Annotated in this window: 28 protein-coding genes, 1 tRNA gene and 1 pseudogene; 19 read left to right on the forward strand and 11 right to left on the reverse strand. The window is 63.5% G+C overall.

The features are described 5' to 3' along the window. Together MTR64_RS00005 and MTR64_RS00010 are read right to left on the reverse strand one after the other, a co-directional pair. The coding region (locus MTR64_RS00005) for a biotin/lipoyl-binding protein (protein WP_243989592.1) at positions 1-496 on the reverse strand (496 nt) is incomplete at its 3' end. A 35-nt stretch (positions 497-531) separates the two neighbouring features. Next, positions 532-867, reverse strand: a complete 336-nt coding sequence (locus MTR64_RS00010; protein ID WP_243989594.1) for a rhodanese-like domain-containing protein — start codon at positions 865-867, stop codon at positions 532-534. A gap of 174 nt (positions 868-1,041) precedes the next feature. On the opposite strand from MTR64_RS00010, the gene MTR64_RS00015 reads away from it, so the two are divergent. Genes MTR64_RS00015 through MTR64_RS00035 form a run of 5 tightly spaced genes read left to right on the forward strand, consistent with a single transcriptional unit; the run spans position 1,042 to position 5,528 of the window. Beyond that, entirely contained in the window at positions 1,042-2,322 is a 1,281-nt protein-coding gene (locus tag MTR64_RS00015) for an NAD(P)/FAD-dependent oxidoreductase (protein ID WP_243989597.1), read from the forward strand. A 12-nt stretch (positions 2,323-2,334) separates the two neighbouring features. Then, on the forward strand, positions 2,335-2,538 hold the full coding sequence (locus tag MTR64_RS00020; RefSeq protein WP_243989599.1) for a YgaP family membrane protein: 204 nt from the start codon (positions 2,335-2,337) through the stop codon (positions 2,536-2,538). A 12-nt stretch (positions 2,539-2,550) separates the two neighbouring features. Next, positions 2,551-3,813, forward strand: coding sequence for a TolC family protein (locus MTR64_RS00025; RefSeq protein ID WP_243989601.1), 1,263 nt, complete (start codon positions 2,551-2,553; stop codon positions 3,811-3,813). After that, positions 3,813-4,736: an MBL fold metallo-hydrolase gene (locus MTR64_RS00030; RefSeq protein WP_243989603.1), complete on the forward strand. Its 924-nt coding sequence runs from the start codon at positions 3,813-3,815 to the stop codon at positions 4,734-4,736. The genes MTR64_RS00025 and MTR64_RS00030 overlap by 1 nt, the downstream gene beginning before the upstream one ends. Positions 4,737-4,745: 9 nt before the next feature. Next, entirely contained in the window at positions 4,746-5,528 is a 783-nt protein-coding gene (locus tag MTR64_RS00035; protein ID WP_243989605.1) for a sulfite exporter TauE/SafE family protein, read from the forward strand. A 79-nt stretch (positions 5,529-5,607) separates the two neighbouring features. On the opposite strand, the gene MTR64_RS00040 is transcribed toward MTR64_RS00035, so the two are convergent. Both MTR64_RS00040 and MTR64_RS00045 read right to left on the reverse strand, forming a co-directional pair. Further along, the gene (locus MTR64_RS00040; protein ID WP_243989606.1) at positions 5,608-6,876 is read right to left on the reverse strand and encodes an amidohydrolase family protein; all 1,269 of its coding nucleotides are present in this window, start codon (positions 6,874-6,876) and stop codon (positions 5,608-5,610) included. A gap of 175 nt (positions 6,877-7,051) precedes the next feature. Further along, entirely contained in the window at positions 7,052-7,990 is a 939-nt protein-coding gene (locus tag MTR64_RS00045) for a LysR family transcriptional regulator (protein ID WP_243989609.1), read from the reverse strand. Between the two features lie 141 nt (positions 7,991-8,131). Between MTR64_RS00045 and MTR64_RS00050 the strand changes: the two genes are divergently transcribed. From MTR64_RS00050 to MTR64_RS00065, 4 genes are all read left to right on the forward strand, one after another. Beyond that, entirely contained in the window at positions 8,132-9,355 is a 1,224-nt protein-coding gene (locus MTR64_RS00050; RefSeq protein WP_243989611.1) for a CaiB/BaiF CoA transferase family protein, read from the forward strand. Then, entirely contained in the window at positions 9,352-10,119 is a 768-nt protein-coding gene (locus tag MTR64_RS00055; protein ID WP_243989613.1) for an enoyl-CoA hydratase/isomerase family protein, read from the forward strand. The genes MTR64_RS00050 and MTR64_RS00055 overlap by 4 nt, the downstream gene beginning before the upstream one ends. Positions 10,120-10,232: 113 nt before the next feature. Then, positions 10,233-11,216 carry an LLM class flavin-dependent oxidoreductase gene (locus MTR64_RS00060; RefSeq protein WP_243989615.1) on the forward strand — a complete coding sequence of 328 codons (984 nt, stop codon included), beginning with the start codon at positions 10,233-10,235 and terminating at the stop codon, positions 11,214-11,216. A gap of 43 nt (positions 11,217-11,259) precedes the next feature. Beyond that, positions 11,260-12,207, forward strand: a complete 948-nt coding sequence (locus MTR64_RS00065) for an SDR family NAD(P)-dependent oxidoreductase (protein ID WP_243989617.1) — start codon at positions 11,260-11,262, stop codon at positions 12,205-12,207. Between the two features lie 64 nt (positions 12,208-12,271). Here the strand turns inward: MTR64_RS00065 and MTR64_RS00070 are convergent, their stop codons facing one another. The 5 genes from MTR64_RS00070 to MTR64_RS00090 all read right to left on the reverse strand — a co-directional run bounded on the left by MTR64_RS00070 (position 12,272) and on the right by MTR64_RS00090 (position 15,771). Beyond that, a complete protein-coding gene (locus MTR64_RS00070; RefSeq protein WP_243989619.1) occupies positions 12,272-12,649 on the reverse strand; it encodes an SgcJ/EcaC family oxidoreductase in 378 nt (125 codons plus the stop codon). A gap of 34 nt (positions 12,650-12,683) precedes the next feature. Further along, positions 12,684-13,424 (reverse strand): SDR family NAD(P)-dependent oxidoreductase, encoded by a 741-nt coding sequence (locus MTR64_RS00075; protein WP_243989621.1) that lies wholly within the window; start codon positions 13,422-13,424, stop codon positions 12,684-12,686. Between the two features lie 24 nt (positions 13,425-13,448). Continuing rightward, entirely contained in the window at positions 13,449-14,666 is a 1,218-nt protein-coding gene (locus MTR64_RS00080) for a cytochrome P450 (protein WP_243989623.1), read from the reverse strand. Between the two features lie 114 nt (positions 14,667-14,780). After that, positions 14,781-15,167, reverse strand: coding sequence for a transcriptional regulator (locus MTR64_RS00085; RefSeq protein ID WP_243989625.1), 387 nt, complete (start codon positions 15,165-15,167; stop codon positions 14,781-14,783). After that, the gene (locus MTR64_RS00090) at positions 15,160-15,771 is read right to left on the reverse strand and encodes a hypothetical protein (protein WP_243989627.1); all 612 of its coding nucleotides are present in this window, start codon (positions 15,769-15,771) and stop codon (positions 15,160-15,162) included. Before MTR64_RS00090 ends, MTR64_RS00085 begins: the two co-directional genes overlap by 8 nt. A gap of 313 nt (positions 15,772-16,084) precedes the next feature. On the opposite strand from MTR64_RS00090, the gene MTR64_RS00095 reads away from it, so the two are divergent. From MTR64_RS00095 to MTR64_RS00120, 6 genes are all read left to right on the forward strand, one after another. After that, a tRNA-Met gene (locus MTR64_RS00095) sits at positions 16,085-16,161 on the forward strand. 165 nt (positions 16,162-16,326) lie between these two features. After that, positions 16,327-17,523: a tyrosine-type recombinase/integrase gene (locus MTR64_RS00100; protein ID WP_243989629.1), complete on the forward strand. Its 1,197-nt coding sequence runs from the start codon at positions 16,327-16,329 to the stop codon at positions 17,521-17,523. A 447-nt stretch (positions 17,524-17,970) separates the two neighbouring features. Next, the gene (locus MTR64_RS00105) at positions 17,971-18,342 is read left to right on the forward strand and encodes a hypothetical protein (protein ID WP_243989630.1); all 372 of its coding nucleotides are present in this window, start codon (positions 17,971-17,973) and stop codon (positions 18,340-18,342) included. Positions 18,343-18,363: 21 nt separating this feature from the next. Continuing rightward, a complete protein-coding gene (locus tag MTR64_RS00110; protein ID WP_243989632.1) occupies positions 18,364-19,428 on the forward strand; it encodes an alpha/beta fold hydrolase in 1,065 nt (354 codons plus the stop codon). Beyond that, complete coding sequence (locus MTR64_RS00115) at positions 19,425-20,009, forward strand: GNAT family N-acetyltransferase (protein WP_243989634.1); 585 nt, start codon at positions 19,425-19,427, stop codon at positions 20,007-20,009. Before MTR64_RS00110 ends, MTR64_RS00115 begins: the two co-directional genes overlap by 4 nt. 163 nt (positions 20,010-20,172) lie before the next feature. Further along, positions 20,173-20,943: an esterase/lipase family protein gene (locus MTR64_RS00120; RefSeq protein ID WP_243989950.1), complete on the forward strand. Its 771-nt coding sequence runs from the start codon at positions 20,173-20,175 to the stop codon at positions 20,941-20,943. A 98-nt stretch (positions 20,944-21,041) separates the two neighbouring features. Here the strand turns inward: MTR64_RS00120 and MTR64_RS00125 are convergent. Beyond that, a pseudogene (locus tag MTR64_RS00125) lies at positions 21,042-21,262 on the reverse strand (transposase); the annotation flags it as partial. Positions 21,263-21,310: 48 nt separating this feature from the next. Then, positions 21,311-22,210 carry a LysR family transcriptional regulator gene (locus tag MTR64_RS00130; protein ID WP_243989636.1) on the reverse strand — a complete coding sequence of 300 codons (900 nt, stop codon included), beginning with the start codon at positions 22,208-22,210 and terminating at the stop codon, positions 21,311-21,313. A 196-nt stretch (positions 22,211-22,406) separates the two neighbouring features. On the opposite strand from MTR64_RS00130, the gene MTR64_RS00135 reads away from it, so the two are divergent. The 4 genes from MTR64_RS00135 to MTR64_RS00150 are packed head-to-tail and all read left to right on the forward strand — an operon-like array spanning position 22,407 to position 26,909. Continuing rightward, the gene (locus MTR64_RS00135; protein ID WP_243989638.1) at positions 22,407-24,317 is read left to right on the forward strand and encodes an FUSC family protein; all 1,911 of its coding nucleotides are present in this window, start codon (positions 22,407-22,409) and stop codon (positions 24,315-24,317) included. Beyond that, positions 24,314-24,535 carry a DUF1656 domain-containing protein gene (locus tag MTR64_RS00140; RefSeq protein WP_243989640.1) on the forward strand — a complete coding sequence of 74 codons (222 nt, stop codon included), beginning with the start codon at positions 24,314-24,316 and terminating at the stop codon, positions 24,533-24,535. The genes MTR64_RS00135 and MTR64_RS00140 overlap by 4 nt, the downstream gene beginning before the upstream one ends. Continuing rightward, positions 24,532-25,503: an HlyD family secretion protein gene (locus MTR64_RS00145; RefSeq protein WP_243989643.1), complete on the forward strand. Its 972-nt coding sequence runs from the start codon at positions 24,532-24,534 to the stop codon at positions 25,501-25,503. The genes MTR64_RS00140 and MTR64_RS00145 overlap by 4 nt, the downstream gene beginning before the upstream one ends. Continuing rightward, on the forward strand, positions 25,500-26,909 hold the full coding sequence (locus MTR64_RS00150) for an efflux transporter outer membrane subunit (protein ID WP_243989645.1): 1,410 nt from the start codon (positions 25,500-25,502) through the stop codon (positions 26,907-26,909). The genes MTR64_RS00145 and MTR64_RS00150 overlap by 4 nt, the downstream gene beginning before the upstream one ends. The last annotated feature ends 3 nt before the right edge of the window (positions 26,910-26,912 follow it).

Genomic DNA, 26,912 nt, shown 5'->3' on the forward strand with positions numbered 1-26,912 from the left:
TCGCAGGCGCCACGACAGCGCCCTGCCCGGCCACAGCCGTCGCAGCAGCGTATTGCGCGCGCGAGGCGGCAGCCGCGGCCTGCGCCTGCTCCAGCCGCGCATCGGCATAGACGCCGTTGTCATGCAGGAACTTCACGCGCTTCAACTCGGACTGGGCCTGCGCCATCTGCGCCTGCGCGGCCGCGGCCTGCGGGCCAAGCTGGCTGTCGACGATTCGTCCGATCGCCTGACCCTTGCGGACCATGTCGCCCTCATGCACCGAGAGCGACGTGAGGATGCCGGGGATACGCGCCATGACCTGCGCCTGATCGACGGTCGCGATCTCGGCACTAACGTCCTGCCAGTCGGCCGTATCGCTGGCCTGCAGCACGAGTCGCGGGCCCGAAGGCGCCTTGGCTTCCTGCGCCACTTCCTCGCTGCTGCCGCAGCCTGCCAGCGGCAGGCCCAGCACCGACAGTCCGATGGCGGACAGGACCAGGACTTTTGCGCGCATCATGACATCCCCTGCTTGTAGTTCTTCTGTCGAACGACTCAGCGCTCAACCGGCAACCGCGCCGCCGTCCACGCACCGAAACCACCAGCAAGGTGCGTATCCACCTCGGCCTGCGCAACACCGCACTTGTCCAGCGCCATGCCCGAGCGCTTTCCGCCCAGACAATTGAGAATCAGCGTCTTGCCTTCCGGATGCGGAAGCTTCGACGGCTGGAAGCTCGAAAGCGGCATGTTCACGGCACCGGGTATGTGCCCCGCAGCAAACTCGTCCACTTCGCGAACATCGACCACCAGCGCTTCTCCGGCCTTCAGCATCGTATCGAGCTGTTCAGCCGAGATTTCCTTGTGACGCGGCTTTCCGAAACCGAACACCATTTGATTCACCTCATTGCCATCACGGGATACGCGCCGGAACATCCGGCCGTACATTGCCACTTGCATATATTCTAATGTACTTATATTAGTCAAGTCAGATGCAGCCTATTCTATCGGGGCGCTCCCGGTGAAAGACTCACCAGATGCGGGCACCTGACAACGGGAGAGCTAGAGATGTCTTTGCCCCAGATCATAATCCTAGGTGCTGGCCTTGGCGGCACCATTGCAGCCTACGAGATTCGCGATGCCGTGAAGGGCAAGGCGGAAGTGACCGTGGTGAACGACCAGGACGATTACTGGTTCGTCCCCAGCAACCCCTGGGTGGCCGTGCGCTGGCGCGAACCCGAGGCAATCAAGGTCCACCTGCCCCCGATCATGAAGAAAAAGGGCATCGGCTTCACCTCCATTGGCGCGAAGAAAGTCCACCCGTCTGAAAACCGCGTCGAGCTCAACGACGGCACGTCGTTGAACTACGATTATCTGGTCATCGCGACCGGCCCTGAACTCGCCTTCGACGAGATCGAGGGCCTCGGCCCCCATGGCCACACCGTATCGGTGTGCAAGACGGATCACTCGGCCGAAGCGGCGGATGCGTTCGATCGCTTCTGCGCCGATCCCAAGCCGATCGTAGTCGGCGCCGTTCAGGGCGCCTCCTGCTATGGTCCAGCCTACGAATTCGCGCTGATCCTCGACACCGAGCTCAAGCGCCGCAAGATTCGCGACAAGGTGCCAATGACTTTCGTCACCGCCGAACCCTATATCGGCCACCTCGGCCTGGACGGCGTGGGCGACACCAAAGGCCTGCTCGAGAGCGAGCTGCGCAACCGCCACATCAAGTGGATCTGCAACAACCGCGTCACCAAGATCGAAGTCGGCGTGATGCACACCGAGGAACTGGCCGAGGACGGCTCGGTCAAGGCCACGCACGATCTGCCGTTCGGCTATTCGATGTTGCTACCTGCATTCCGCGGTATCGATGCGGTGATGGGCGTGGAAGGCCTCGTCAATCCGCGCGGTTTCATTCTCGCCGACAAGCACCAGCGCAATCCCAACTTCAAGAACGTTTATTCACTCGGCGTGTGCGTCGCCATCCCGCCGGTCGGCCCGACGCCAGTACCCGTGGGCGTGCCCAAGACCGGTTTCATGATCGAATCGATGGTCACCGCGATCGCCGCGAACCTGAAGCTGGAACTGGCCGGCAAGGAACCCGCCGAGGAGGCCACCTGGAACGCGGTTTGCCTCGCCGACTTCGGCGATGGCGGCGTGGCCTTCGTGGCGCAGCCGCAGATCCCGCCGCGCAACCTCAACTGGTCGTCGAGCGGCAAGTGGGTCCACCTCGCCAAGGTGGGATTCGAAAAGTACTTCCTGCACAAGGTGCGTCGCGGCACCAGTGAACCGTTCTACGAAAAGCTTGCCATGCATGCCCTCGGCATCCGCAAGCTGCGTTTCAAGTAAAGGAGAGGATCGATGAATCTCGATGCTGCCGTTCTTCGCTTCGCCGGCGTGGTCGTCCTCGCCAGCGTTCTGCTCTCGATCTATGTACATCCCTACTGGATCGGCCTGACGATCTTCGCCGGGCTCAACATGATCCAGGCGAGCTTTACGGGTTTTTGCCCTGCCGCAATGATCTTCAAGATGCTGGGTGTGAAACCCGGAAACGCCTTCCGCTAAGCGAGACCGACTATGCGCCGTGCCCTGCTTCCCCTGCTGCCCCTGTCCTGTTTCCTGGCGTCCCCCATCGCGTCGGCGCAGGATCTGAACGCGGCCATCGCCGATGCCCTGGCGCATGCGCCCGCGCTGGAGGCAGCCAAGGCGGAAGAGGCAGCGGCGCAGGCCCGTCTCGATCGCGCTAAGAGTGAGAGCAATCCCCTCCTTCGGGTCGAAGGGTCGGTCGGGACGGGCCACATAGACAATGGCGGGTTCTTCGGAATTACCGCCGACGATACGACGCCGCTGGCACTGCAAGGGACCGCGGAAATGCCGCTCTATGCAGGCGGCCGGATTTCCGCGGCGATCGATCAGGCCAGAGGCGGCGCAAAGATCGCCGGCTTCCAGGCCGAGCAGACGCGCCTGATGACCGTGATACAGGCCATTTCCGCCTACACCGAGGTGCTGACCGCACGGAAGCTTAACGCCCGCTTCGATCAGCTGGTCACCGAACTCACCGAAGTCGAGCGTCAGGCCGGGCTGCGGTTCAAGGCGGGAGAAATCTCAAGCGCCGATCTCGCGCAGGCCAAAGCCCGCAAGGCGCAGGCGGATGCCGGGAAAGCCCATGCGCAAGGCCGCCTCGCTTCGGCGGAAGCTGCCTATCAACGCCTGACCGGCACTCCGGCCGGGGATCTTGCGCCGCTGCCCGATTTGCCCCGCACGCCGCCCACGCTCGACGAAGCGCTGGACCTCGCCCGCGCTTCCAATCCCTCGCTGCGTCAGGCCAAGACCGCCGTCGACGTGGCCAAGGCCGGCGTGCGCGCCGCGAAGGCCGAAGGCATGCCGCAGGTCGGCGCCTATGCCGAAGCGGCGCATGTCCGCGACCAGTTCTTCCCCGGCTACAAGGCGGATTCGTACTCCGTCGGCATCCGGGGCAAGTGGACGATTTTCGCCGGCGGGCGCGTCGCCACCCAGATCCATGCCGCCGATGCCGGGGTCGATGCCAGCGAGGCCCTCCTACGTCAGGCCGATCAGGCGCTGCAAGGCATGGTGATCGATGCCTGGACCGGCCTCGCCACTGCCAATCGCATGGTCGATGCCACAAACCTGCAAAATCAGGCCGCCATGGAAGCCCTGCGAGGCCGCAAGCTGGAAGCCAAAGTCGGCTCCCTGCCGGTGCTCTCCGTGCTCGATGCCGAGCGCGAGGCGATCGCCGCCGAAGCCGCGCTGCTGGAAGCCCAGGGCCAGCGCCTTGTCGCCGCCTGGCAGCTCAATGCCCTGACCGGAAATATCGACTGATGACCGACACCCATCTCGAAACCGCCGTGGCCCAGGTGAACGCGGCCATCGCCGCGAAGCGCCAGCCGGTGGTTCGTACCTTCTTCGACGAGGCAACGTTCACAGCCACCCACGTCGTCCACGACCCGGAAACCAAGCACGCGGCCGTGATCGATTCCGTGCTCGATTTCGACCAGCCCTCGGGCCGCACCACTCATGACTCGGCCGATGCCGTGATCGCCTATGTGCGCGCGGAAGGCCTGACGGTCGACTGGCTGCTCGAAACCCACGCCCACGCCGACCACTTGTCCGACGCGCCCTATATCCAGCAGGAACTGGGCGGTACGCTGGTGATCGGCAGCGAAATCCGCACCGTGCAGGACGTGTTCGCGAAGGTCTTCAACGAACCCGAAAGCTTCGTGCATGACGGCTCGCAATTCGACCGGCTTATGCACGATGGCGAACGTTTCTCGTTGGGCGGGATCGACGCTGTCGCACTGCATGTGCCCGGCCACACGCCAGCGTGTCTCGCCTATGTGATCGGCGATGCCGTGTTCGTCGGCGATACGCTGTTCATGCCCGATTATGGCACCGCCCGCGCGGACTTTCCCGGCGGCGATGCCCGCACGCTGTTCCGCTCGATCCGGCGCCTGATGCAGCTGCCTGACGCGACGCGCGTGTTCCTGTGCCACGACTACAAGGCGCCCGGCCGCGACGACTACGTCTGGGAAACTACGATCGGCGCGGAAAAGTCCGGCAACGTCCACGTTCACGACGGCGTGACCGAGGACGAATTCGTAGCCATGCGCGAGGCCCGCGACGCGACGCTGGGCATGCCACGCCTGATCCTGCCCTCGATTCAGGTCAATATCCGCGCCGGGCATTTCCCGGAACCGGAAGCCAATGGCGTCAGCTATCTCAAGCTGCCGCTGAACCTGCTCTAGGCCGGTTCGGTGACCGAGCTTCAATACCTGCTGGGCGGCCTGAGCGGCATCCTGGTCGGCTTCACGCTCGGACTGGTTGGCGGCGGTGGCTCAATCCTCGCCGTGCCGCTGATGGTCTATTTCGTGGGCGTGAAAAGCCCGCACCTCGCGATCGGCACGAGTGCACTGGCCGTCGCGGTCAATGCACTCTCCGGAGTGTGGAACCATGCTCGTGAACGCAACGTCAACTGGCGCTGCGGCGCCGCTTTTGCCGCAGCAGGGATCATCGGAGCACTCGCCGGATCGACGGCGGGCAAGGCTTTCGACGGGCAGAAGCTGCTGTTCCTGTTCGCCTTGCTGATGCTGGTGGTCGCCTTCGCCATGTATCGCGGACGCAAAGATGCAGGCGTCGAAGGCGTCACCTGTAACCGCGACAACCTGCCCAAGGTCCTGAGCTTCGGCTTCGGCACCGGTGTATTGTCAGGTTTCTTCGGGATCGGCGGCGGATTCCTGATCGTGCCGGCGCTGGTCGCTTCCACCTCCATGCCGATCTACCGCGCGGTGGGAACCTCGCTGATCGCGGTGGCGGCATTCGGCCTGACGACGGCGGCAAACTATGCCTGGTCGGGGCTGATCGACTGGCCGCTGGCCGCAACCTTTATCGGCGGCGGTGTCATCGGAACCGGCCTCGGCGCGCTGTCAGCCCGGCGTCTCGCTGCCTCCAAGGGGCGCCTCAACACGCTATTCGCCGCCCTGATCGCCTGCGTGGCGCTCTACATGCTGTACCGCGCAGGACTTGCCCTCATGGCCTGAAAAAGCTGTCTTCCGGCTGGCCGAATCCCCTTATGCGGAAAGAAGACAGGCCAGCCGGAAGCGGCATTCGGACTCTGCTCTAAAACGGCAGATTGTAGAGCCTCGCGGGATTGTCCTGCAGGATCTTCTTGCGAACCTCGAAGGGCTGGTCGCCGAGTGCCTCCACGATGTGCGACTGCACGTCGGGATAAAGTGACGTCGGGTGCGGAAAGTCTGTTTCGAACAGGATATTGTCCGCGCCAACCACGTCGATCTGCGTCTTCGGTCCAAGCTTCTCGAACCAGAAGGTAGTCCAGAAGTTCGAACGGAAATACTCCCAGGGCCGCTTGCCGGGCAGACTGGCCGGATCGGGCAACATTTCGTCGAACTGGTGCTCCAGCATTTCCAGCGCGAAGGGCACCCAGCCCATGCCCGCCTCGATCAGGCCGATCTTGAGCTTGGGAAAACGGTCGAGCAGGCCCGAGACCATCCAGTTGCCCAGCGTCGCCGCGCAGGCCAGCGAGTGCATGATCGGCTGGATCGTCAGACGCTTCTGGAAGGTGAAGCCGTCCCAGATCACCGTGCCCGGATCGATCGCGGCGTTGATGTGGAAGTTGATCGACATGCCGGTCTCGTTGCACATCTCGAGCACGTCGACCCAGTGATCGGTCATGTAGCCCGGAATGCCGAACATCTCTGGCTTGTCGGGCAGGACGAAACCCCTGAGCCCGCGATCGATGCAGCGGCGGGCTTCTGCATTCATGGCGGCCTTGTCCCAATAGGGCAGGTGCGCCATGTTGAAGATGCGCTGGCCGGATTCCTCCTGGTATTCCCACGAGGCGTCGTTGAATATGCGCAGGATGTCGACGGCCAGATCGTTGTCGCCCAGCGACATCAGCATGCCCGGCTGCGTCACGCCCGAGTTCTGGAAGCAGATATGCGCCCAGACGCCCATGTCATCCATGATCTGCAGGCGCGGCTTCACCTGATAGGCGCCGGGGAGGGATTCCTCGAGTGTCGGGAACGCCAGCTTGCCCAGCAGCTTGTTGTAGTCCTTGCGGATCACGTTGCCGCCGGTCGAGCCGCAGTTGCGCTCCCCGATATACCAGCGGTCGACGCCGTCGCTATCGCGCCGCAAGTAGGGGACCTTGCCCTTATACTTCGCGGGTGCGCGCGAGGTGAACAGATCGGGCGCTTCGGTGAAATGCGTGTCACAGTCGACGATCTTGATGCCTTCCAGAAGCGGGTGGATCCCGCCGTTCTGGGTGGAATAGTCGACTTCGCGGATCGTGCCGCCCGGTGTGTAGCCTTCTGCTGCCCAATACATTCTGGCAGTATCGGCGAGTTCCTTTGCATCGGCGTCGGCCATGGCAGTGCTCCTCTCTCATCCCGCTTTCGGGTGTTCCTGCCGAGCGGTGTCGGCTAGGCCTTCTGGCTAACGGCCGCCTTTCCATGTCGCCAATGCAAATAGGAAAACGCGTTATAGAGGATATAAATACGACCCTCTTTCTGACGGCTTCGGGTACAGCTGCCGGACGTGCCTGTCAGAACAGCAATTGCACGTGCGACGGGTGGGCCTCGGCCAGTTCGACGATCTCCGCCTTGATCATCTCCTTTACGCGCTCAAGCGCACGCGGATATTGGCCTCCGGGATAGGTTCCGAGGACCATGTGCCGGGCAAGGCGGTGCCCCGACACGGGCGCGTAAGCCAGCACACCTTTCTCTTGTTCATGCAGAACCGCAGAATAGGGAAAGATCGAATAGCCAATCCCCGCCTCGACGTAGGACTTCGTGAGCTGGAACGAGTCTGCATAGAGCGGGAAATTGCAGTTACCGCCCGTCAGGCCCGAAAGGATGTCGACCAGCTCCCGAATTGGGGGCGGATGATTGGGCGGGCTTGGCAGGACGAGCGGAAGCTGTGCCAGCTCAGCGACACTCACAGGCCGATCGGCGGAAAGACCGGAGTTCGCAGGCCCCGCGAGGACCAGTTCCTCGACGAACAGTTCTTCGGTCGCGCAGCGCCACTTGGCGTCGGAGGGCGGCGCGTTCAGCAGTGCAATGTCGATTTCACCGCGTTCGAGCGACTTCAGCATTTGCCCGGCCGACCCTTCGACGATGTGGACTGCCATATTGGGAAAGGCCCTGGCTCGCCGGGCCAGCGGACTGGCCAGAGCATCGATCGCGCTTGAAGGCATTCCGAGAACGACCGTACCGCCAATCTGGCTGGAGTGAGACTTGATCTCGTCCAGTACCATTTCCAGCTGGCGCAGCGGCCCCATGATGCGGGTCCGCAGCTCGAGCCCGTCGCGGCTCAGCACCATGCCGTCCCGGCGCCGGGTGAACAGCGAGACACCGAGTTCTTCCTCCAGCAACCGGATCTGGCGGCTCAGCGACGGCTGGCTGAGGTTGACCTGCTCGGCGGTCGCATTGAGCGAGCCGAATTCAGCCACCTGCAGAAAGTAGCGCAAACGCCGGATGTCCATCGCGATCCTCGATCCTATAGAACTATCGTATATGTGGCGGCCGATTTTGACATTGTCGATGCCTGCCCCTCCTCATTACGACACAATCTGCAGTCCGGGCGCCTTTCGCGCGCCCGAGGGACAGACAAGCGGGAGACCAGGATGACACGCGTGATGGAGGGCATTCGCGTCCTCGAAGTGGCACAATATACCTTCGTTCCGGCCGCAGGCGCGGTCATGGCAGACTGGGGCGCGGACGTAATCAAGGTGGAGCATCCCGTGCGCGGCGATGCCCAGCGCGGCTTCCTGCGGGTAGGCGCCGTGCCGGTCACGCCCGATCGCAACACGGTGATGGAGCACCCCAACCGCGGCAAGCGCAGCGTCGGCATCGACGTCTCCAGCGCCGAAGGCCGCGAACTCATCTACCGCATCGCGCGCACCGCCGACGTGTTCCTGACCAATTACCTGCCCGGCGTGCGCCAGAAGCTGCAAATCGACATCGAGCACATTCGCGCCGTCAATCCGGACATCATCTACGCGCGCGGCAGCGCCTTCGGCGACAAGGGCCCGGAACGGCAGCTAGGCGGGTTTGACAGCACGGCGTTCTGGAACCGGGGCGGCATCGGCTTTGCCCTCACGCCCGAGGAGCTGCCCGGCGTGATGTCGCAGGGGATTCCCGCCTTCGGCGACACCATCGGCGGCATGAACATCGCGGGCGGCATTGCCGCCGCGCTGCTCCACCGCGAGCGAACCGGCAAGGCCAGCGAAGTTGATGTGTCGCTGATGAGCACGGCCGCATGGGCCATGGCCTCCAGCCTGTGTCTGACGATGGAAACCGGCGCCCAGATCCGCTCCCCCTACCCAGGTTCGGGCGCGACGCCGGGCAACCCCTTCATGGGCAATTTCCGCACTTCGGATGGCGGGACGATCAACCTGACCATGATCACGCCTGGGCCCTACATCCGCGACACCTTCGAACATCTGGGGCTGGCGGAATGCGCCGACGACCCCCGGTATTCCGATGTAAAGAGCCTGCTCGCCAACTGGGAAACCGCCGGGACCATGGTGCGCGATGCCATCGCCAGCCAGCCCTTCGCCTACTGGCGCCAGCACCTCAAGACGCTGAAAGGCCAATGGGCCCCCGCACAGAGCCAGAGGGATGTGGTGACCGATGACCAGACTCTGGCGAACGACACGATCGTCGAAGTCGAAGGTTCGGGCGGTGAACCGATCCGGCTGATCCGCAATCCCGTGCAGTTCGATCATGCGCCGGTTGAGACCACACGTGCACCGCAGGCCTCCGAACATACCGAAACGTTCCTGATGGAACTCGGGCTTGAATGGGACGAGATCGAAAGCCTTAAGGCATCGGGAGCGATCGCATGACCCGGCTGCCGGACTATGCCGGTAAATACACCGGCATCCGCATGACCCGCGAGGACGGCGTGCTGGAAATGACCATCCACACGCGCGGCGGCCCCGCCAAGTGGGGCTCCTCGCCCGACTGCCTCCATGCGGAACTGGGCGATGCCTTCCTCGACATCGCGCGCGATGTCGAAAACAAGGTGGTAATCCTGACCGGCACCGGCGAGAGCTTCATCGACGGTTTCGATCCCGCCTTCGCCTTTCCCGAACCGGACATCGCCTCTATGTGGCCGCGCATCTACGAGGAAGGCAACAGCCTGCTGCAGGCCCTGCTCGCGGTTCCGGTGCCGATGATTGCCGCGGTCAATGGCCCCGCGCTCATCCATGCCGAAATCGCGGTGCTGTGCGACATTGTCCTTGCCAGCGAAAACACAGAGTTCGCCGACCTCGCGCACTTTCCCAACGGCACGGTGCCGGGGGACGGCGTCCACGTTGTGTGGCCCATGCTGCTGGGCCCAAACCGCGGGCGTTATTTCCTGCTGACCGGGGAACGGATCGGCGCGCAGGAAGCGCGGCAACTCGGGATTGTGGGCGAGGTCATGGCTCCCGACGCCCTGCTGCCCCGCGCCCGCACACTCGCGCGCAACATCGCCAGCGTCCCTGTACCTGCGCTGCGCTACACCCGCTCGCTGCTGGTGCGTGAACTGCGGCGCCGGATGCTGGAGGAATTGCCGGGCGGGCTGGCGCACGAGGCGCTTGCCACGCTCGTTACGATGCCCCGGTAACGGCTCCAAAAACCGTTTGACTAAGGCCGCCACACACTTACTTTGCAATGCAAAGTAAGTGTGTGGCGGTTTTGCTTGTGCCGCCCGGCCAAATACCTGGGAGAGAAAGCCTCGTGTTCAAAACGGTCATCAGCTTCGATATGCGCGCGCCCGAATTCGGCGCGCCCTCGGCCGAACTCTACAAGGCCGCACTGGAGATGTGCGCCTTTGCCGACGAGATCGGCATTGATGCCGTCGTTCTGCCGGAGCACCATTGCTCGGAAGACGGATACAATCCGGTGCCGTCGCTGATGGCCTCTGCGGTCGCCGCCCGCACCGATCGGATCGCGATCATGCTTGGCGCGCTGGTGCTGCCACTGCACGATCCGGTGGAACTGGCTGAGACGATCGCGGTGACCGACATCATCAGCGGCGGCAGGCTCTACACCACGCTCGTGCCCGGCTATGTCGACGCCGAATTCAGCATGTTCGGCAAGTCGCTCAAGGACCGCGCGCGGCTGATGGACGAGGGGCTGGACGTCATTGCCCGCGCCTTGTCGGGAGAGCGCTTCCAGTATGGCGAGCGCGAAGTCTTCGTGCGCCCGCTGCCTGTCAACCGGCCCCCTCGCCTGCTGGTCGGCGGCGGCGTTCCCGCTGCCGCGCGGCGCGCTGCAAAGCATGGCTTCGGGTTCTGGGTGCTGCAGCCGAGCATGATGCCCGAGAGCCAGAGACTCATCGCCCTCTATGAAGAGGAATGCGCGAAGAATGGTCATGCGCCGGGGCCGATCATGTCGACCCATCCGGCCGTTCACGTCACACATGATCCCGATGCGGAATGGGAAAAGATCGGGCCGCATATCGTCCACATGGTCAAGAGCTACGCGTCCTGGGCGAGCGACGTCGATACGACGACCTCGCCGTTCTATGGCCTCGACAACGTGGAGGCCATTCGCAAGGCCGGAATCATCAATGTGATGACGCCGGCAGAGGCTATCGCCTTCGCCAGCAAGACCGACATTTCGCTGACGCCGCTGATCGCAGGCCTCGCACCCGAGATCGGCTGGAACATGCTCAGGCTGTTCGCGTCGGAGGTGCTGCCACACCTGAAGAACACCTGAGAAGCCACGACACACAACGGCAAAAATGCCGAAAGGGAGAGGTATGGAACAGATTTCATTCGAAGGCCGCGTGGTCATCGTCACCGGCGCGGGCGGCGGCATCGGCCGCGCGCATGCGCTGGAAATCGCACGCCGTGGCGGGCGCGTGGTGGTCAATGACCTCGGCGGTGATGTGGCCGGTCGCGGCGGCTCAGCCTCGATGGCGGAGAAAGTGGCGGAAGAAATCCGCGCGGCCGGGGGTGAGGCCGCCGCCAACCACGATAGTGTCGCCACAACCGAAGGCTGCAATGCCATTGTCGCTCAGGCCGTCGCCGAATTCGGCAAGGTCGATGTGCTGATCAACAACGCCGGGATCATGCGCAACGACACTCTGGCCGAAACCTGCGACGAAGACTGGGACGCCGTGATCGCCACGCACCTGACGGGGAGCTTCAAGCTGACCCGTGCCGTCTGGCCGCACATGGCGGCGCAGGGGTACGGCCGCATCGTCTATACCGCATCGAGCGCGGGGATCTTCGGTAATCCGATGGTCGGCGGCTATGGCGCGGCCAAAGCCGGAATTGCCGGACTGATGCATGTGGCAGCAATGGAAGGGCAAGCCCACGGCATCCTGTGCAACGGCCTGATGCCGAATGCGGTGAGCCGGATGGCAATGCAGGCCGCCGCCGACTGGGCGGGCAAGCTGGAAGGGATCGAAACCGCCATGCCCGCGTCTATCGGCAACGCGATGCAGGTCGAATTCAACACGCCGCTCGCCGTCTATCTCGCCAGCGAGCACTGCACGGTGACGCATGGGCTGTACTCCCAGTGCCTGGGACGCATGGCCCATGTCTTCATCGGCGCGACGCATGGCTGGCAAGGCCCCCGCGATGTTCCGCCCAGCGTCGAGGACGTCGCCGCGCACTGGAATGAAATCTGCGATGCGGCCAAAGGTTACGACGTGCCTCTCGGCGCGACGCAGGAGCACGCGCTGGTCATGTCGCGCGATTGACCCGGAACACCAGCCAGACCGCAAGCACAAGGCTGGTGGGCTGGGCGGCGGCCTTTACCAGTGGTCAGCCCATCCCCAGTTCGGCAACGGTTTTGCGGTCGTAGTAGTCGCGGAACATCACGATCTTGCCGTCGACGATGCGGATCGCGCCCATCACCGGCAGCACCATGTGCCGCTCTCCGATCACGTGATCGTCGAGCCTTTCGCACAGCACCCATTCGCCGTTGACGGCAACGTTCAGCAGTTCGACGTCGATGCGCGTCAGGTGCCCGAAACACATGTCGAGCCATGTGCGGATCGCTTCGCGCCCCTCCATCGGCTTGCGTTCGGGAACGTTGTCATAGACCCCGTCCTCGGCGAAGCATTCCACCATCGCCGCGGCATCGCGCGTGGCCCAATAGCCCAGAAACCGGCGCAGCAGCGCCTCGTTGGTTTCACTCACAGTCCCTCTCCCTCTTTGTGTTTGAAGCGGCCCTTCAGCCGCTGATCGTGATGCCGCCATCCACCACCAGGCAGTGCCCGTTGACGTAAGCCGAGGCCGGGCTCGCCAGAAACAGCGCGGCCCCGGCGATGTCGCGCGGCTCGCCGATCCGCCGGCTCGGCGCCTTCGCGGCGATCATGTCGAACATCTGCTTCGCCGCGCCCGAGGTGCCCTCGGTGTGAATGAGCCCCGGCAGGATCGCATTCACGCGGATGCCCTGATCGGCGAAGTCCACCGCCGCCTGCCGCGTCAGGGCATTGAGCGCCGCCTTGGTGGCGCTGTAGTTGGCAATGCCCGGTCCGCTGGGGCGCAGCGATTCCATGGACGACACATTGATGATCCGCCCGCCCGGCTGCATGTGCCTGCCCGCCTCGATCATCGCGCGCAGCGGCCCGAACAGATTGACCGCGCAGGTCCGCTCGAACAGGTCCCAGTCGAGATCGGGCAAACGTCCACCGGGCCGATATATCCCTGCATTGTTCACCAGCACGTCGATCCGGCCAAATGCCTGTGCCGCTGCGGAAACGATCGCTTCACCGGCATTCGCGGTGCCGAGATCGACTTCCACGGCCTTGGCCCGGCCACCGGCCCCGGTGACTGCAGCGACTGTGGTCTCGGCAGCCTGCAGCGACAAGTCCACGGCGACTACCGCCATCCCCGCAGAGGCGAGAGTGGTGGCAATCGCCCGGCCCAGACCGGCCCCTGCGCCCGTGACGACAGCAACCTCGCCGTCCATACGGAACATCTCTTCCGGCACGGCTCAGCCCCAGACCAGCGGCAGGTAATCGAGACCGAAGGTGCGACCAGTGTGGTAGCGCGGCATTTCACCCGGCTTGATGCGGATGTTGACGAAGGCCTTTAGGAATTCCTCGATCACGATCCGCATTTCGCGCTTGGCAAGATTGACGCCGACACAGTTGTGCGTGCCGGTGCCGAAGGCGATGTGGCGGGGCTTGCGGTCGATGTCGACCGTGTGCGGATCCGCGTAAACCGACGGGTCGCGGTTGGCGAGCATGATCGGCATGTTGACCTCATCACCCTTCTTCATCGGCACGCCTTGGAAGGTGAAATCCTTGGTCACCGCGCGGTGGGTGATCACCACTGAATAGGCGCGGCAGAATTCCTCGACCGCCTGCGGCAACAAATCCGGGTTAGCGCGCAGACGCTGCTGCAGCACAGCGTCCTTTGCCAGATGCTGCATGATCCAGCCGATTGTCGAATAGACCGTATCAAGCCCGCCGACGTAGAGCACATAGAACATGCCCATCATCTCGTAGTAGTTCATCGGCCGGTCTTCCACCTGCCCCGTCACAATGCCGCGAAGGAGATCGTTCGTCGGATTGGCTTGTTGCGCTTCCATGTGCTGTTTGAGGTAGCCATAGATCGAGCGGGCAGCGGCTATACGCACCATGGGATCGGGCGCGCGCATCAGTTCATCCTGCCAGCCCATGAACTGATCGAGCAGCGCGCGCGGCATGTCCATCAGGTCGAGGAAAACATACGATGGAAACGGCACCGCGAACTCATCGACGAACTCGCATTCCCCCCGGTCCCTGAACTTGGCGATCAGTTCGCGGCAGATCTTCCGCACCGGCTCGTCATAGCTGCGGATGGCGGCTGGCGTGAAAAAGGGATTGAGGATCTTGCGGTACTGGTGGTGCCGGGGCGGATCGATCTCGATCGGATTGAGCAGGATCGGCTCGCCCAGCATGTCGGCAATCATGCCAGGGCGTTCGGACGAGAAGTGCTCGTAATCGATGAACGCCTCGCGGATCACGTCGTCGCGCGTCAGAATCCAGCCGGGACGCTTGAAATTGGCTTCGGTCCCCCAGATCACCGGCGCTTCCTGATAAAGGCGGGCAATCGAAACGAAGGGGTCGTCGCCCTCAAGGGTAAAGGTGTCGAAATCCCGGTCCCACACAAGTTCGGACGGCACGGTCTCTGGGACACGTTCGGCAGTGGCGAACGGTGCGCTCATAATTCCTCTCCTCTTGAAAACAGTCAAACCGGCACATCTGAATCCCCGTCCGGATCTGCTGTTCCTCCTTACAATTTACTCTGCATTACAAAGCTTCAACATACAAAAACGTACTCACGTCGGGCGTTCCCGCAGTCGCCGGGAAATGTTGGATACGGACTCCTTGCCTTCCGTCGCGCGCGTCGCCTTCAGCAGCGCGCTTTCAAGAGCGGCCAGGTATTGTCCGAAATCACCGCGCCCCAGCTCGGAAAGCCGGCAACGGGTCTGCGGGCGCTTGCCCTCGAAACTCTTCTCGATGATCACGTAGCGGGCCTCCTCCAGCACGGTCAGGTGCCGGTTGAGATTGCCATCGGTCAGACCGCAAAGCTGCTTGAGCTGGGCGAAGGACAACCCTTCCGGCTGCCCCGCGAGCGACGTGACGATGCCAAGCCGTGCCCGTTCGTGGAAGATCCGGTCGAGACCGTTGAAAGCGAAAGGTGTATCTGCCCGGGTTTCAGCCATGGCCCCGCTCCTTACGTTCCCGCAGCGCCCAGGCAATCGCGAAATGGCCGATAACGAAAGGCGCACCCGCGACGAGCGGTGTCAGGCCGCCGTGCGCACCTGCCAGAAACAGCCCTGCGCCGCCCGAGAACAGGAACCATGCCCCCGGCCAGATAATCTTGCGCGGCATCATCGAATAGCTGGCGAAGGCCACCAGACTGATCTGCATCTGCCAGAACCCGGGCACGATCCATGCGGCCTGCGGTGCATAGACCAGCACCGCAGCGGGGATTACTGCGGCCATGACAGTGGCCGGAATGACGGTGCGCATTGCGGAGATCAGCATGGGATGCGCCATGCGATCGCTTGTCCGGTACGTCCTCAGAATCGCCTCGCCCGCAATCAGCAGGCACCCCGCAGCCATCAGCAGCCCCCAGATCAGCACATATTGCTGATCGTTGGCCGCATAGCGATCAGGCCAGACAACCTGCATCACGGTGATCATCAGCGACAACAACCCCACGACACCAACGGCTTCTGGCGCATAGCCGCGAAAACGCGTGCTTGCTGCCAATTGCGCGCGAATGTCGGCGATCTGGGCAATTGCCTGCTCGACTTCAGACATTACAGACTCCAAAACTTTGCAATACAAAGTTACTCAAGGCCGCGCGCCGGTCAAGGCAAATCGCCAGAGGCTGAGGCGCCGGACTGGCTCTGTCACTGGTTCAGGCCGTTCCCCGCCTACGCGGCGGAACCGTCGCGCTCAACCATGCCCGACCGGGCCTCGCAACGTCGATGGAATTGCCCCTTTGGATCTTTCCGTATCCACCTGCTTTTTGGGTGTTGACCGGAACCAGCCTCCCCCCTAAAGGACGCGGCCTGCACCGGCCATCCGGTGCATCGGATCAACCCAGCCTGATGCGGGTTGGCCTTGGTATGGCGGAGTAGCTCAGCCGGTTAGAGCAGCGGAATCATAATCCGCGTGTCGGGGGTTCGAGTCCCTCCTCCGCTACCAACATCCTGTTTGGCGACAGTCGCCAAAGGTTGAAAAAATCCCACTTTTCCGATAGTTTAAGGGCAATCGCTGGTTGTCAGCGACTGCCCTTGTTTGCCTGCAATTGCGGTCGATCAGGGCATAATTTGGGGGCCTCGGAGAGCCCTCTGCAAAAGCGAGGCCCCCATGGCGCTCACCGACACCGCAATCCGGAACTGCAAGCCTAAGGAAAAGCCCTACAAGGTCACGGACTCGCAGGGGCTGTATCTGTTGGTCAATCCGGGAGGCAGCAAGCTTTGGCGTGTCCGATACCGCAGGAACGGCGTGGAGCGGAAACTGGCTATCGGCCCATATCCTCAATTCACATTGGCCGAAGCCCGCTCGGCGCGGGATGAGGCCCGCAGACTGCTCGCTCATGACATCGATCCCAATGCCGCCAAGCGGCAGGCGCGGATCGAAGCGAGTATGCGGGCGGAAAACAGCTTCGCCAAGGTGGCAGAAGAGTTGCTGGCCAAGCGGGAAAAGGAAGGGGTCTCGCCGCGTACGCTGGAAAAGTATCGTTGGCTGATCAAATTGCTTGGCAACGAATTTGGCCGGAGGCCGATTACGGAGATCAGTCCCGCCGAATTGCTGCACGAAATCAGGCGCCACGAACGGCGTGGACGATATGAAACCGCAAAACGGCTTCGCTCCTTTGCCAGTCGGGTTTTCCGGTACGCGGCTGCGACCGCGAGGGCGGACCGTGATCCTGCACAATTGTTGATCGGCGCGCTCATCCAGCCGAGGGCTAAGCACTTCGCCGCAATCACCGATCCGGTCGCATTCGGCGGGCTGCTGCGGGCTATTGAGGACTACGAGGGCGATCCGGCAGTCATGCATGCAGTCAAGCTTACGCCGCATGTGTTCCAGCGCCCGGGTGAGCTCAGGCACATGGAATGGGCGGAGATCAACTTTGAGAAGAAAATCTGGACGCTTCCGGCAGAGAAGATGAAAATGAGGCAGCCCCACGCAGTCCCATTGTCACGGCAATCGCTAGGCATTTTGGAAAGTATGCGCGGCCTGACCGGGAAAGGGAAATATGTCTTCCCATCGGTTCGCACGCGAGCACGCCCGATCTCCGAGAATACCGTCGCCGCCGCGCTGCGCCGCATGGGCTACACAAAAGAGCAAATGACCGCGCACGGTTTCCGCACGTCGGCGTCATCGCTGCTGAATGAATGCGGCAAGTGGAACCCCGACGCGATCGAGCGCGCATTGGCGCATACTGTTTCAGGTGAGATACGACGCAAATACAACCAGTCGGCCTATTGGGCCGAACGTGTTGAAATGGCGCAATGGTGGAGCGACTATCTGGATGAACTGCGAGACGGAGGAAACAGATGACAGGTTCTGGCCGCGCGAGGAGTAGCAGGGTCTGAGCATGGTGGCAGCGATGTTCGCTGGCAAAGCCGGGGTTCGTGAGGCGGAAACGACGTTCCGAAACCCGTCTTGCATTCGCCGCGCTTTCGTTTGAGCGAAGTGATCGAACCACGATCATTTCACCGACCCGGCAGCACTTTGTCCCAGTGCGCCATCAGCTTCGCTTAGCCGGCGTAGCGGCGCCCGATCTCTTTGAGCCCGCAGGTTAATTCCTGTCCTTCGGCGAAGAGAGCGCAACGGTCTGTCTGGTTGATCGCGATGCCGAAGGAACGGCAGCGACAGAAATCGTCGCCGGCGAAGCGGACACTCCAAGCCACTTAGGGTCAGGGCCCTAAGTCGTCGCCAAAAGCGGCAGTCGCCATAGCAGAAAGGACAGTTGTATCCGGCGAGATGCTTGGGAATTAGTGGAGCATGACGATTAGTGCCTTTGATCCCATCGCCGCTTGGCAGAAAATGATCCAGGACTGGGAAGCAGAGATCAACGCCTGGTCTGGTCGGCTAACGGAGAGCGAACAATTTAGCGCTGTCTTGGGGCAGACGTCCAAGATGATAGTGGTCGCGCAAAAGGCGATGACCGAACAACTCGAAGGCCTTCTGCAATCACTCAATCTGCCGTCGAAGACGCAGGTTGAGGCACTGGCGGACCGGCTTGATTCCATCGAGGACTCGATCGCGCAGCTCCGCATTGCGCTCGACAAACTGGCCAACGACGGCACCCCCACCCCCGTAAAGACTGAACCGCGCCGAACACGGGTGCCCGCAAACAAGGCACGCAAGGACTGACAACGCAAAGGGATTGAGGGCGTGCCAGAAAATGAAGACATTGCGCGCCGGATCGAGCTGGAAATTGACCGCGCCCTCAAACGCAACATCCGCGGCCTCGATTTCCTCATTGCCGATCGTGAGCCGGTGGGCACGATGCCCAAGTCCGCCATCTACCGCAGCGGCACGGCCGTTCTTTACCGTTACGAACCGGTGCTCGACGAGGTCTACCGCAAACCCCTGCTGATCGTCTCACCGCCCTCCAACCGCGGCTATATCTTCGACTTGGCCCCCGGCCAGAGTTTCGTCGAGTACATGCTCAGGCGCGGCTATGACATCTACAACCTCGACTGGAACCCGCCACGGCGTGACGAGGCGGAACTGGGCCTGTCAGACTACGTCAACCGGTTCCTTCCCGAGAGTCTTGCGGCCATTGCCGGTATTACCGGCGAGAAAGGCATCTCGCTTGCAGGATACTGCATGGGCGGAACGCTCGCAGTCATGCACGCTGCGCTTCACCCGAAGGCGATCCGCAACCTGATCGCCTTCGCCACGCCGCTGGACTTCAACTTCATGAAGCTGTTCCAGTCCTGGGCGGATAAGCGCTATTTCGACGTGGAACTGCTGGTCAGCAAGCTCGGCATCATCCCCGCCGACGTGATGCTGGGCGCCTTCGACCTATCGCGGCCGGCGAACCGCACCGCAGGCCGCATGACCTTGTGGAACAACATGTGGAACGACGACTTCGTCAAATCCTACCGCATGTTCGATCGCTGGGCAGCCGAGACCCTACCGCTCCCCGGTGCCTATTTCCGCGAGCTGATCACCCAGTTGATGTGGGAGAACGCGCTCGCCAACGGCACGATGGAAATCGCCGGGCGCCGCGTGGACCTGTCCCGCATCACCTGCCCCATCCTCAACATCGTCGCCCAGCACGACCATATTGTCAGCCACGAGGCCACCCGCCCCCTGATGGAAATGACGGGATCGAAGCAGCGGCACGAAATCGTTTCGAAGGGCGGCCATGTCAGCCTTGTCGCCGGCCCCGCGGCCGTCAAGCGCCTGTGGCCGCTCATCGATGAATGGCTTGGAGAAAAATCGACATGACGACCGGCACCGGCATTGCGCCCACGCAGTTGGAACTTGATGGCGTGCGCGTGTCGCTGCGCCCGATGCACGCCGCGGACAAGGACGCGATCCTGACATTTGCGCGCGAACTGCCTGCGCAGGACCTGCTGTTCCTGCAACGCGATATCCGGCTCGAGAAGGTCGTCACCGCCTGGATCGAGCAGACGGCCGAAGGCGGCTCGATCTCGAGCCTCGTCGCCGTTGACGGCGATGGCCATCTGCGGGGCTGCTCCGCGCTCGTGCGGGATCGCCTGAGCTGGTCCAGCCACGTCGCCGACATCCGCATCCTCGTCGGCGTGGACAGCCGCTCCATGGGCCTCGGGCGGCTGCTGGCGCTGCATTGCGTCGACCAGGCGCTGGCCGAGGACGTGGAAAAGCTCACTGTCCACACGACCCCCGAACAGGAAGGCGCGCTGCGCATGTTCGAGGAACTGGGATTCCGGCCCGAAGCCCTGCTGCGCGACCATGTCCGCGATGCCGAGGGACAGACCAGCGACATCGTCATCCTCGCGCTCAGCCTCGCCCGCTACAGCGCCACGCGCACCGCCTACAGCCTGTGAGCGGGCGCGGGCACGCGGCATCCGCGCATAGCCAAAGGGCTAGGATGACGCGGCGAGGAATATGCTGGAAAAACTCCATTCCTGCACTGCGCAGCTGAGACAGGCGAACCCTCTGAATGACACACGATCACCGCGCCGTGCACAAGGGGCCGGCAGCTTGAAAATGGCCCGCATCGAAAGCCCGATCCAGGCGCCTTTCCTCGGCCTGGCCTTCCTGGAACTTGGCCGCAGCTTGATGGAAGCGGCTTCCACTCTTGCCCTCAGCCCGGTGCTGGCGATGGCCCCGCGCGGCGACGGGCATCCGGTGGTGGTCCTGCCGGGCTTCGCGACCAGCGACTCGATGACCGTGCTCTTGCGCAGCTTCCTCTCGCTGCAGGGCTATGACGTCCACCCGATGGATCTGGGCTGGAACTTCGATCATCACACCGTTGGCGAGAATGGTGAGCACATCGCCGAGCGCATCCGCGTCATCCGCCAGGAGACGGGACGCAAGGTCAGCCTGGTAGGCTGGAGCCTTGGCGGCGTGATTGCCCGCGAGGCAGCACGGCGTGACCCCGAAGACCTGCGGCAGGTAATCTCGCTTGGCAGCCCCTTCTCGGGCGATCCGCACGCAACCAATCTCAAGTCATTCTACCAGTTCGCCACCGGCAACGACTTTTCGTCCGAGAAGATGCAGGAACGCTACCGCAACGGCCCGCGCGTGTTGCCGATCCCGTCGACGGCCGTGTTCAGCCGCACCGATGGCATCACCGCCTGGGAAAACTGCATCGGCGACAGCGATGAAATTAACGAAAACGTCGAGGTCGTCTCCAGCCATTTCGGCTTCGTGACGAACCCTGCCGTGTTTCAGATCATTGCCGACCGCCTCTCCCAGCCCGAGGGGAAATGGCAACGGTTCGTGCCGCGTACGCCGTTATCCTCGGTCCTGGACTGAACTTGCGCCCCATCCCCGGCCTATTCCCTCTGTCCGGGCTACGAGTGGACGTGAGTCCGGCTTCGATTGCCCGCACGCTATCGCAATCATGCGAACACACGTTTCCAGCGGTTATACAAGGCCTTGTGCGGCCTGTATTGTCTGGGTGAATCCCGCCAACGCAGGCCATTCCGGTTGACGGACATTGTCCCGCCCAGGACCGCTGGTCATCGACCCGCCGCTTTCCATGGCTATTGCGAAAATACGGCGACAGACACGCCATCTGCTCGCCCATCAGCCGATACAGCCCCTCATGTCCAGCCTCCTCGCGGAGCCTCATTCATGCAAAGCCGGCAACGTCTCGCGACATGGCATTCTAAGACAAGGGTTACGCAACCAACACCTGCAGCATGCTGAGTATCGCTGCACGCGCAACGGCAACGCGCGGTTCGCGCAGGGCTGCCGGGGCCCAAACCAGAAAATAACGATTGACCGGCGCCGCCACCGGAGCCGGGATTTCCACCAGTTCGCCGCTCTCGATCTGCGCCTGGCACAAGTAGCCGGGCAAGGCAGACCAGCCAAAGCCTTGCATGAGGATGCCCCGCAGGCAGCGCAGGTCCTGTCCGATCATGGCGGCGCGCATGGGCTGGCGGTACAGCGCGTTGGCATTCAGCCAGTCATCGACAAGCTGCTGTTCCAGATTGAAGGCCAGTACCGGCTCCGCAGCCAGCGCTGCGGCCAGATTCGGCGCGGACATCAAACGTCCGGCCACTTCGGGCGATGCCACGGCGTGCAGCTTTTCTTCGTGCACTTTCTCACTGCGCAATTTGGGATCGGTGACCGGGTAGGCGGAAATGGCGAGGTCGCAATCGCCCTCATGCAGCGCCGAGCGGATGTCTTCGCGATCGCCGGTCAGCAGCCGCAGGCGCATGCCCTTTTGCAGGAGCGGCAGCAGGCGCGGAATCACGAGTTCGGCCATGAAATCGCCGTGCCCCATGATGCGCACCATGCCGGTGAGGTCGCTGGACCGGGCCCGGACTTGCGCCAGCGCGGCTTCCGCCATTTCCAGCCGGTCGCCAAGGCCTGCGGCGAGTTCGTCGGCAGTGGGCGTCGGCACCACGCCTTTGGCATGACGGTCGAACAGGGGATGGCCAATCGCCGTCTCCAGCGCGGCAATGTGCTGCGAAACGGCGGGCTGGGTCAGCCCGAGCCTGCGGGCGGCGCTGCTGAGAGAGCGCTGACGGTAGACCTCGACAAAGCTGCGCAGCTGCAGAAGTGACATGGCCATTTCTATAATAGGAATTATGGGAATGGCTAATTCTCATTATATGTAAGCGGGAGAAAACAGGCATATTTGCGCGGCGGTTTTCTGTTGCCATGTCACCGCCACACACTCTCCCGCTCACCGGCCTGGGCATTGCCCGGAACAGCGCCGCAATCACCGGATCTCCCCCATTTGCGGGCACCGGGCAAGAGCGCTGCGCATGACATCCGCCCGGTGGCAGGCCGCGCTGTTCTCAGCCAAGACGGCCCTGGCGGCGCTGATGGCGCTGTGGATCACGCTGTGGGCGGGTCTGTCGATGCCATTCTGGGCGATGACAACGACCTATATCGTCGCCAACCCTCTTTCGGGCGCGACCCGCTCCAAGGCGATCTACCGGGTCATCGGCACACTGGCGGGAGCCGCTATCGCCGTAGGACTGGTGCCTGCGCTGGTGGACTGGCCTTTGCTGCTGTGCCTCGCGCTGTCGCTCTGGGTCGGCGGCACGCTGGCGGTGTCTTTGCTGGACCGCTCTCCGCGATCCTACACCATGATGCTGGCAGGCTATACGGCGCTGCTGATCGGCTTTCCGGCGGTGGACCGTCCGGAGGCGGTGTTCGATATCGCGGTGGCCCGGGTCACCGAAATCGTGCTCGGCATTACCTGCGCCACGCTGACGCACAGCTTGCTATGGCCGCAGCCAGTCGCCACCACGCTTGGTGCACGGTTGAATGCATGGTTGCGCGACGCGCGGGCATGGCGTGATGATATCCTTGAGGGCGCCGGCGCCGGCGCGGGGCGCAACAGGCTGGCGCAGGATGCCATGGAGTGCGTGGTACTGGCCACGCATGTGCCTTTCGACACTTCGCATTGGCGCGATGCGAGCGCGTCCGTGCAAGCGCTGCTGCGGCGCATGCTGCTGCTGCTGCCCACGCTTTCCGGACTGGCCGACCGGCACCGGGCGCTGGTGAGGCACACCGGGAGCAATGCCGGAGGCCAAGATGACTGGGGGCGGCTGTTGCAGCAGAGCCACGAATTCCGCACCCAGCAGACCGCTCAGCTTCTGGACGAGTGCGGCACGCTGCTTGCGCATCTCGACGATCGCAGCGTTCCGACACCGCTTTCGCCCGAAGAACGGCGCCATGGCATCGCGCTGCATGCCGATGCCGGAGCCGCGCTGCTGTCGGGACTGGCGGCGGCGATCGCCATTCTCGTCTGCTGTGCGATCTGGATCGGCACCGGCTGGGCCGATGGTGCGGTGTCGGCGATGATGACCGGTGTTTTCTGCTGCCTCTTCGCGGCGCATGACAATCCCGTCCCGATGATGCTCCGTTTTGGCGGAGCGCTGCTCGCCGCCTTGCCGGTGGCCGGGTTCTACCTCTTCGTGCTGATGCCGCTGGTCGATGGCTTCGTGCCGCTGGCCTTGCTGCTGCTGCCACCGCTGCTGCTGGCGGGGGCGATCATTCCGCATCCGCATTGGGGCATGACCGGGGCGGCGGCGATGATGGGCTTTGCCAATGCTCTGGCGCTGCAGGAGAGTTTCCACGCCAATTTCGCGCGGTTCATCAACGCCAACATCGGACAGGTGCTCGGCTTGCTGGTGGCCGCTGGCGTGACGGCCGGTCTTCGGACCGCCGGTGCCGATGCCGCAATAGCGCGCGTGAAGGTCCGGCTGCGGGCCGATCTGGTGCGTCTGGCCAGTGCCGCCACACCACCCGGCCGCACCGCCGTGCTGGGCCGCACGACCGACCGGCTGGCCCTGATCACCCAGCGGCTCGGCGATGCCACCGAAGAAGCTGCGGCCAGCCTGCGCGAGGTGCGCATCGCAATGAACATCGTCACCATCCAGCACCTGCAGGCCCAGGCCGAAAGAAAGCTCAGCCACGCCCTGCGCCGCGTCTTGCGCGATGTCGCGCGGCTCTACGGCGGGAAGCACGAAGCCCTGCCGCCGCCTCGGCTGCTCGCCCGGATTGACGTGGCCCTGCGACTGATGGTGGCCGATCCTTCACGTTGGGAGCGCCTTTCCGGCGAGATATTGGGCGGCAATCCGGCTGAAGGTCTCGCCGCACTCGTTGCCCTGCGCCGCAACCTTTACCCGGACGCACCCGGTTTCAGCTGTGGGGACCGGCCATGATCCCGGACTATCTCATTGGCAACATCTTCATGGCCGCCGCCCCCGTCGATGCCGTCATCGCGCTGGTCTTGGCCCTGCTGGCGCATCGCCTGCTGACCGTCCTGCGTGCCTATCGCTGGATATGGCATCCGGTGTTGTTCGACACGGCACTCTTCGTCCTGATCTGGGCCGCGCTCGTGGTCTTCGTCCCTTCGCCCAATTCCGGAATGCACCCATGAGCCTGCAAATGTCCTCACGGCGCCAGAAAACCGTGTCCATCGCTGTGACCGGCATGATGGTCCTGGCCTCCGTTCTGGGCGGAAAGTCCCTGTATTCCCATTATCAGGACGACCCCTGGACACGCGATGGCCGCATCCGCGCAGATGTTATCCGCATCGCGCCCGATGTGGCGGGGCTCGTGACCGCCGTCCACTTCGACCATGACCAGACCGTCCATCGCGGCGACGTCCTGTTCGAAATCGACCCTTCGCGTTACCGCCTCGCGCTCGACGATGCCCGCACCGGGGTGCAGCAGGCCACCGCCGATCTCGACCGCGCGCGGGCGGCAGTGGCGCGTGCTCAGGCAAGCATGGCCGAAGCACGGCGCGAGGCTACGCGTGACCGCTCGCTGGGCGAACTGCTCGCCAGCGAGACGGCCCAGCAGTCGGAAACCCGCGCGCAGGAAACCGCAGCGGGACTGGCGGAGGCGCGCGCAGAGGTCGAGCAGGCACAGGGCCGCCTGGCCGCCGCGCACAATGTGGAGGATCTGGCGAAGCTGAACCTTGCCCGCACCAAAGTCGTCGCCCCCGTCGATGGCTTCATGTCGGACATGTCCGTTCGTCGGGGCAATTACGTCAGCGCAGGAAGCCCGGTGCTCGCGCTCGTCGACACCTCCACGCTGCGGGTCGAAGGCTATTTCGAGGAAACCAAGCTGCCGAACGTGCGGATCGGGCAGAAGGCGGTAATCCGGGTAATGGGCGAGGACAAGACATTGCACGGGCACGTTTTCTCGATCGCCCGCGCAATCGAGGATCATGATCGCAACGGCGCTGCCGACCTGCTCCCCGCGATCAACCCCTCGTTCAGCTGGGTCAGGCTGCCCCAGCGCGTGCCGGTGCGCATCACGCTCGACAATCCGACGGCCGGCATTGCCCTGATTTCGGGCCGCACGGTCTCGGTTTCGCTCGAAAGGGAGACGCGCAAGTGACGCATCCACTGCTCCGTCTGGAAGGTGCCCTGCTGGCGGTTGCCGCGCTGGCGGGCTGTACTGTTGGCCCCGACTATCATCTGCTCCAGCAAACCGCGATCAACCGTCCTTCGGCGCAGGCGCCGTTATCGCAAAGCGTGCTGACAACGGTCGAACCGCTGCCACCGCGCTGGTGGGCGCTCTACGACGATCCTGTCCTCGACGCCCTGGAGGAACAGGCGCTGACCGCCAACACCGACTTGCGGATCGCGGGAGCCAATCTGGCCCGTTCGGCGGCCATAGTGCGGGGCGCGAAGGGATTGGCCGATCCGCAGCTGGCGGTGGGCGCTTCGGTTGAACGGGCGAGGCTTTCGGGAGAATCATTCCTGAAGTTCGAAACCATCCCGATCACCAATCTCGGCATTGGTGGCGGGCAGGCTTCCTATCAACTGGACCTGTTCGGCCAGATCCGCCGCCGCGTCGAGGCGGCAAAGGCAGAGCACGAGGCCACGGAAGCGCTGGTCGAAACCGTGCAGGTGACAGTAGCTGCCGAAGTCGCGCGCGCCTACATTTCGGTCTGCAGCGAGAACGAGGCGCAGGAACTGGCCGAGGAAGTATTGGCCACACAGGAGCGCCTGGCGGACACCGCAAGGCGTCTCCATGCAGCAGGCAAGACGGGCGCCCTCGATGTGACCCGTGCAGTCGGTCTGGTCCTTGCTGCACGCTCACACCTTCCCGTCCACCGGGCGGCGGCCCGCGCGGCTCTCTACCGGTTGGCGTTCCTTTTGGGGCGTGCCCCCTCGGAATACCCCCGCCAAGCCGAAGCGTGCCACGCGTTGCCGCAACTGAAGCGCCCTCTCCCCATCGGCGATGGCGCCGCGCTGCTGGCGCGGCGTCCCGATGTGCGGGTGGCGGAACGGATGCTGGCGGCCTCCACGGCCGAAATCGGTGTCGCGAAGGCCGATCTATACCCCCATATCTCGCTCGGGCTCGGCGGCGGCTCCTTCGGGCTGCTGGCAGATGTCGGTTCTGCCATGGCGGGCCATTGGTCGCTGGGCGCAATGATAAGCTGGATATTCCCGACCCGCGCGCAGTTCGCTCGCGTCGATGCGGCCAGAGCCGGTGCGGACCGCAGCCTTGCAGACTTCGACGGTACTGTCCTGCGGGCGCTGCGCGAGACGGAAACGGCACTCTCCTGGTACCGCGAAAATCACAATCGCGCGGTCGACCTCACGCAGGCGCGCGAACAGGCCGAAACGCTGGCGGACCTGAACCGTCGGCTGTTTCAGGCGGGCAAAGCGGGTCTGCCTGCTGATCTGTCCAGCCAGCTCGATCTGGTCAAGGCCAAGGACGATGAGCGGGCAGCCTGGGACGATGTGGCGCAGAGCCAGATCACCCTGTTTCTGGCGCTCGGGGGCGGCTGGTAACGG

The organism is Novosphingobium album (ex Hu et al. 2023) (assembly GCF_022832385.1).
Taxonomy (GTDB): Bacteria; Pseudomonadota; Alphaproteobacteria; order Sphingomonadales; family Sphingomonadaceae; genus Novosphingobium; species Novosphingobium album.

Bases quoted from the DNA above. Each gene is read 5' to 3' on its own strand.
- MTR64_RS00045 (WP_243989609.1), bottom strand. From the start codon at position 7,990: ATGGACATCCGGCGTTTGCGCTACTTTCTGCAGGTGGCTGAATTCGGC.
- MTR64_RS00100 (WP_243989629.1), top strand. From the start codon at position 16,327: ATGGCGCTCACCGACACCGCAATCCGGAACTGCAAGCCTAAGGAAAAG.
- MTR64_RS00120 (WP_243989950.1), top strand. From the start codon at position 20,173: ATGGCCCGCATCGAAAGCCCGATCCAGGCGCCTTTCCTCGGCCTGGCC.
- MTR64_RS00030 (WP_243989603.1), top strand. From the start codon at position 3,813: ATGACCGACACCCATCTCGAAACCGCCGTGGCCCAGGTGAACGCGGCC.
- MTR64_RS00105 (WP_243989630.1), top strand. From the start codon at position 17,971: ATGACGATTAGTGCCTTTGATCCCATCGCCGCTTGGCAGAAAATGATC.
- MTR64_RS00065 (WP_243989617.1), top strand. From the start codon at position 11,260: ATGGAACAGATTTCATTCGAAGGCCGCGTGGTCATCGTCACCGGCGCG.
- MTR64_RS00085 (WP_243989625.1), bottom strand. From the start codon at position 15,167: ATGGCTGAAACCCGGGCAGATACACCTTTCGCTTTCAACGGTCTCGAC.
- MTR64_RS00080 (WP_243989623.1), bottom strand. From the start codon at position 14,666: ATGAGCGCACCGTTCGCCACTGCCGAACGTGTCCCAGAGACCGTGCCG.
- MTR64_RS00115 (WP_243989634.1), top strand. From the start codon at position 19,425: ATGACGACCGGCACCGGCATTGCGCCCACGCAGTTGGAACTTGATGGC.
- MTR64_RS00130 (WP_243989636.1), bottom strand. From the start codon at position 22,210: ATGGCCATGTCACTTCTGCAGCTGCGCAGCTTTGTCGAGGTCTACCGT.
- MTR64_RS00055 (WP_243989613.1), top strand. From the start codon at position 9,352: ATGACCCGGCTGCCGGACTATGCCGGTAAATACACCGGCATCCGCATG.
- MTR64_RS00015 (WP_243989597.1), top strand. From the start codon at position 1,042: ATGTCTTTGCCCCAGATCATAATCCTAGGTGCTGGCCTTGGCGGCACC.
- MTR64_RS00020 (WP_243989599.1), top strand. From the start codon at position 2,335: ATGAATCTCGATGCTGCCGTTCTTCGCTTCGCCGGCGTGGTCGTCCTC.
- MTR64_RS00090 (WP_243989627.1), bottom strand. From the start codon at position 15,771: ATGTCTGAAGTCGAGCAGGCAATTGCCCAGATCGCCGACATTCGCGCG.
- MTR64_RS00140 (WP_243989640.1), top strand. From the start codon at position 24,314: ATGATCCCGGACTATCTCATTGGCAACATCTTCATGGCCGCCGCCCCC.
- MTR64_RS00135 (WP_243989638.1), top strand. From the start codon at position 22,407: ATGACATCCGCCCGGTGGCAGGCCGCGCTGTTCTCAGCCAAGACGGCC.
- MTR64_RS00050 (WP_243989611.1), top strand. From the start codon at position 8,132: ATGACACGCGTGATGGAGGGCATTCGCGTCCTCGAAGTGGCACAATAT.
- MTR64_RS00040 (WP_243989606.1), bottom strand. From the start codon at position 6,876: ATGGCCGACGCCGATGCAAAGGAACTCGCCGATACTGCCAGAATGTAT.
- MTR64_RS00010 (WP_243989594.1), bottom strand. From the start codon at position 867: ATGGTGTTCGGTTTCGGAAAGCCGCGTCACAAGGAAATCTCGGCTGAA.
- MTR64_RS00145 (WP_243989643.1), top strand. From the start codon at position 24,532: ATGAGCCTGCAAATGTCCTCACGGCGCCAGAAAACCGTGTCCATCGCT.
- MTR64_RS00025 (WP_243989601.1), top strand. From the start codon at position 2,551: ATGCGCCGTGCCCTGCTTCCCCTGCTGCCCCTGTCCTGTTTCCTGGCG.
- MTR64_RS00075 (WP_243989621.1), bottom strand. From the start codon at position 13,424: ATGGACGGCGAGGTTGCTGTCGTCACGGGCGCAGGGGCCGGTCTGGGC.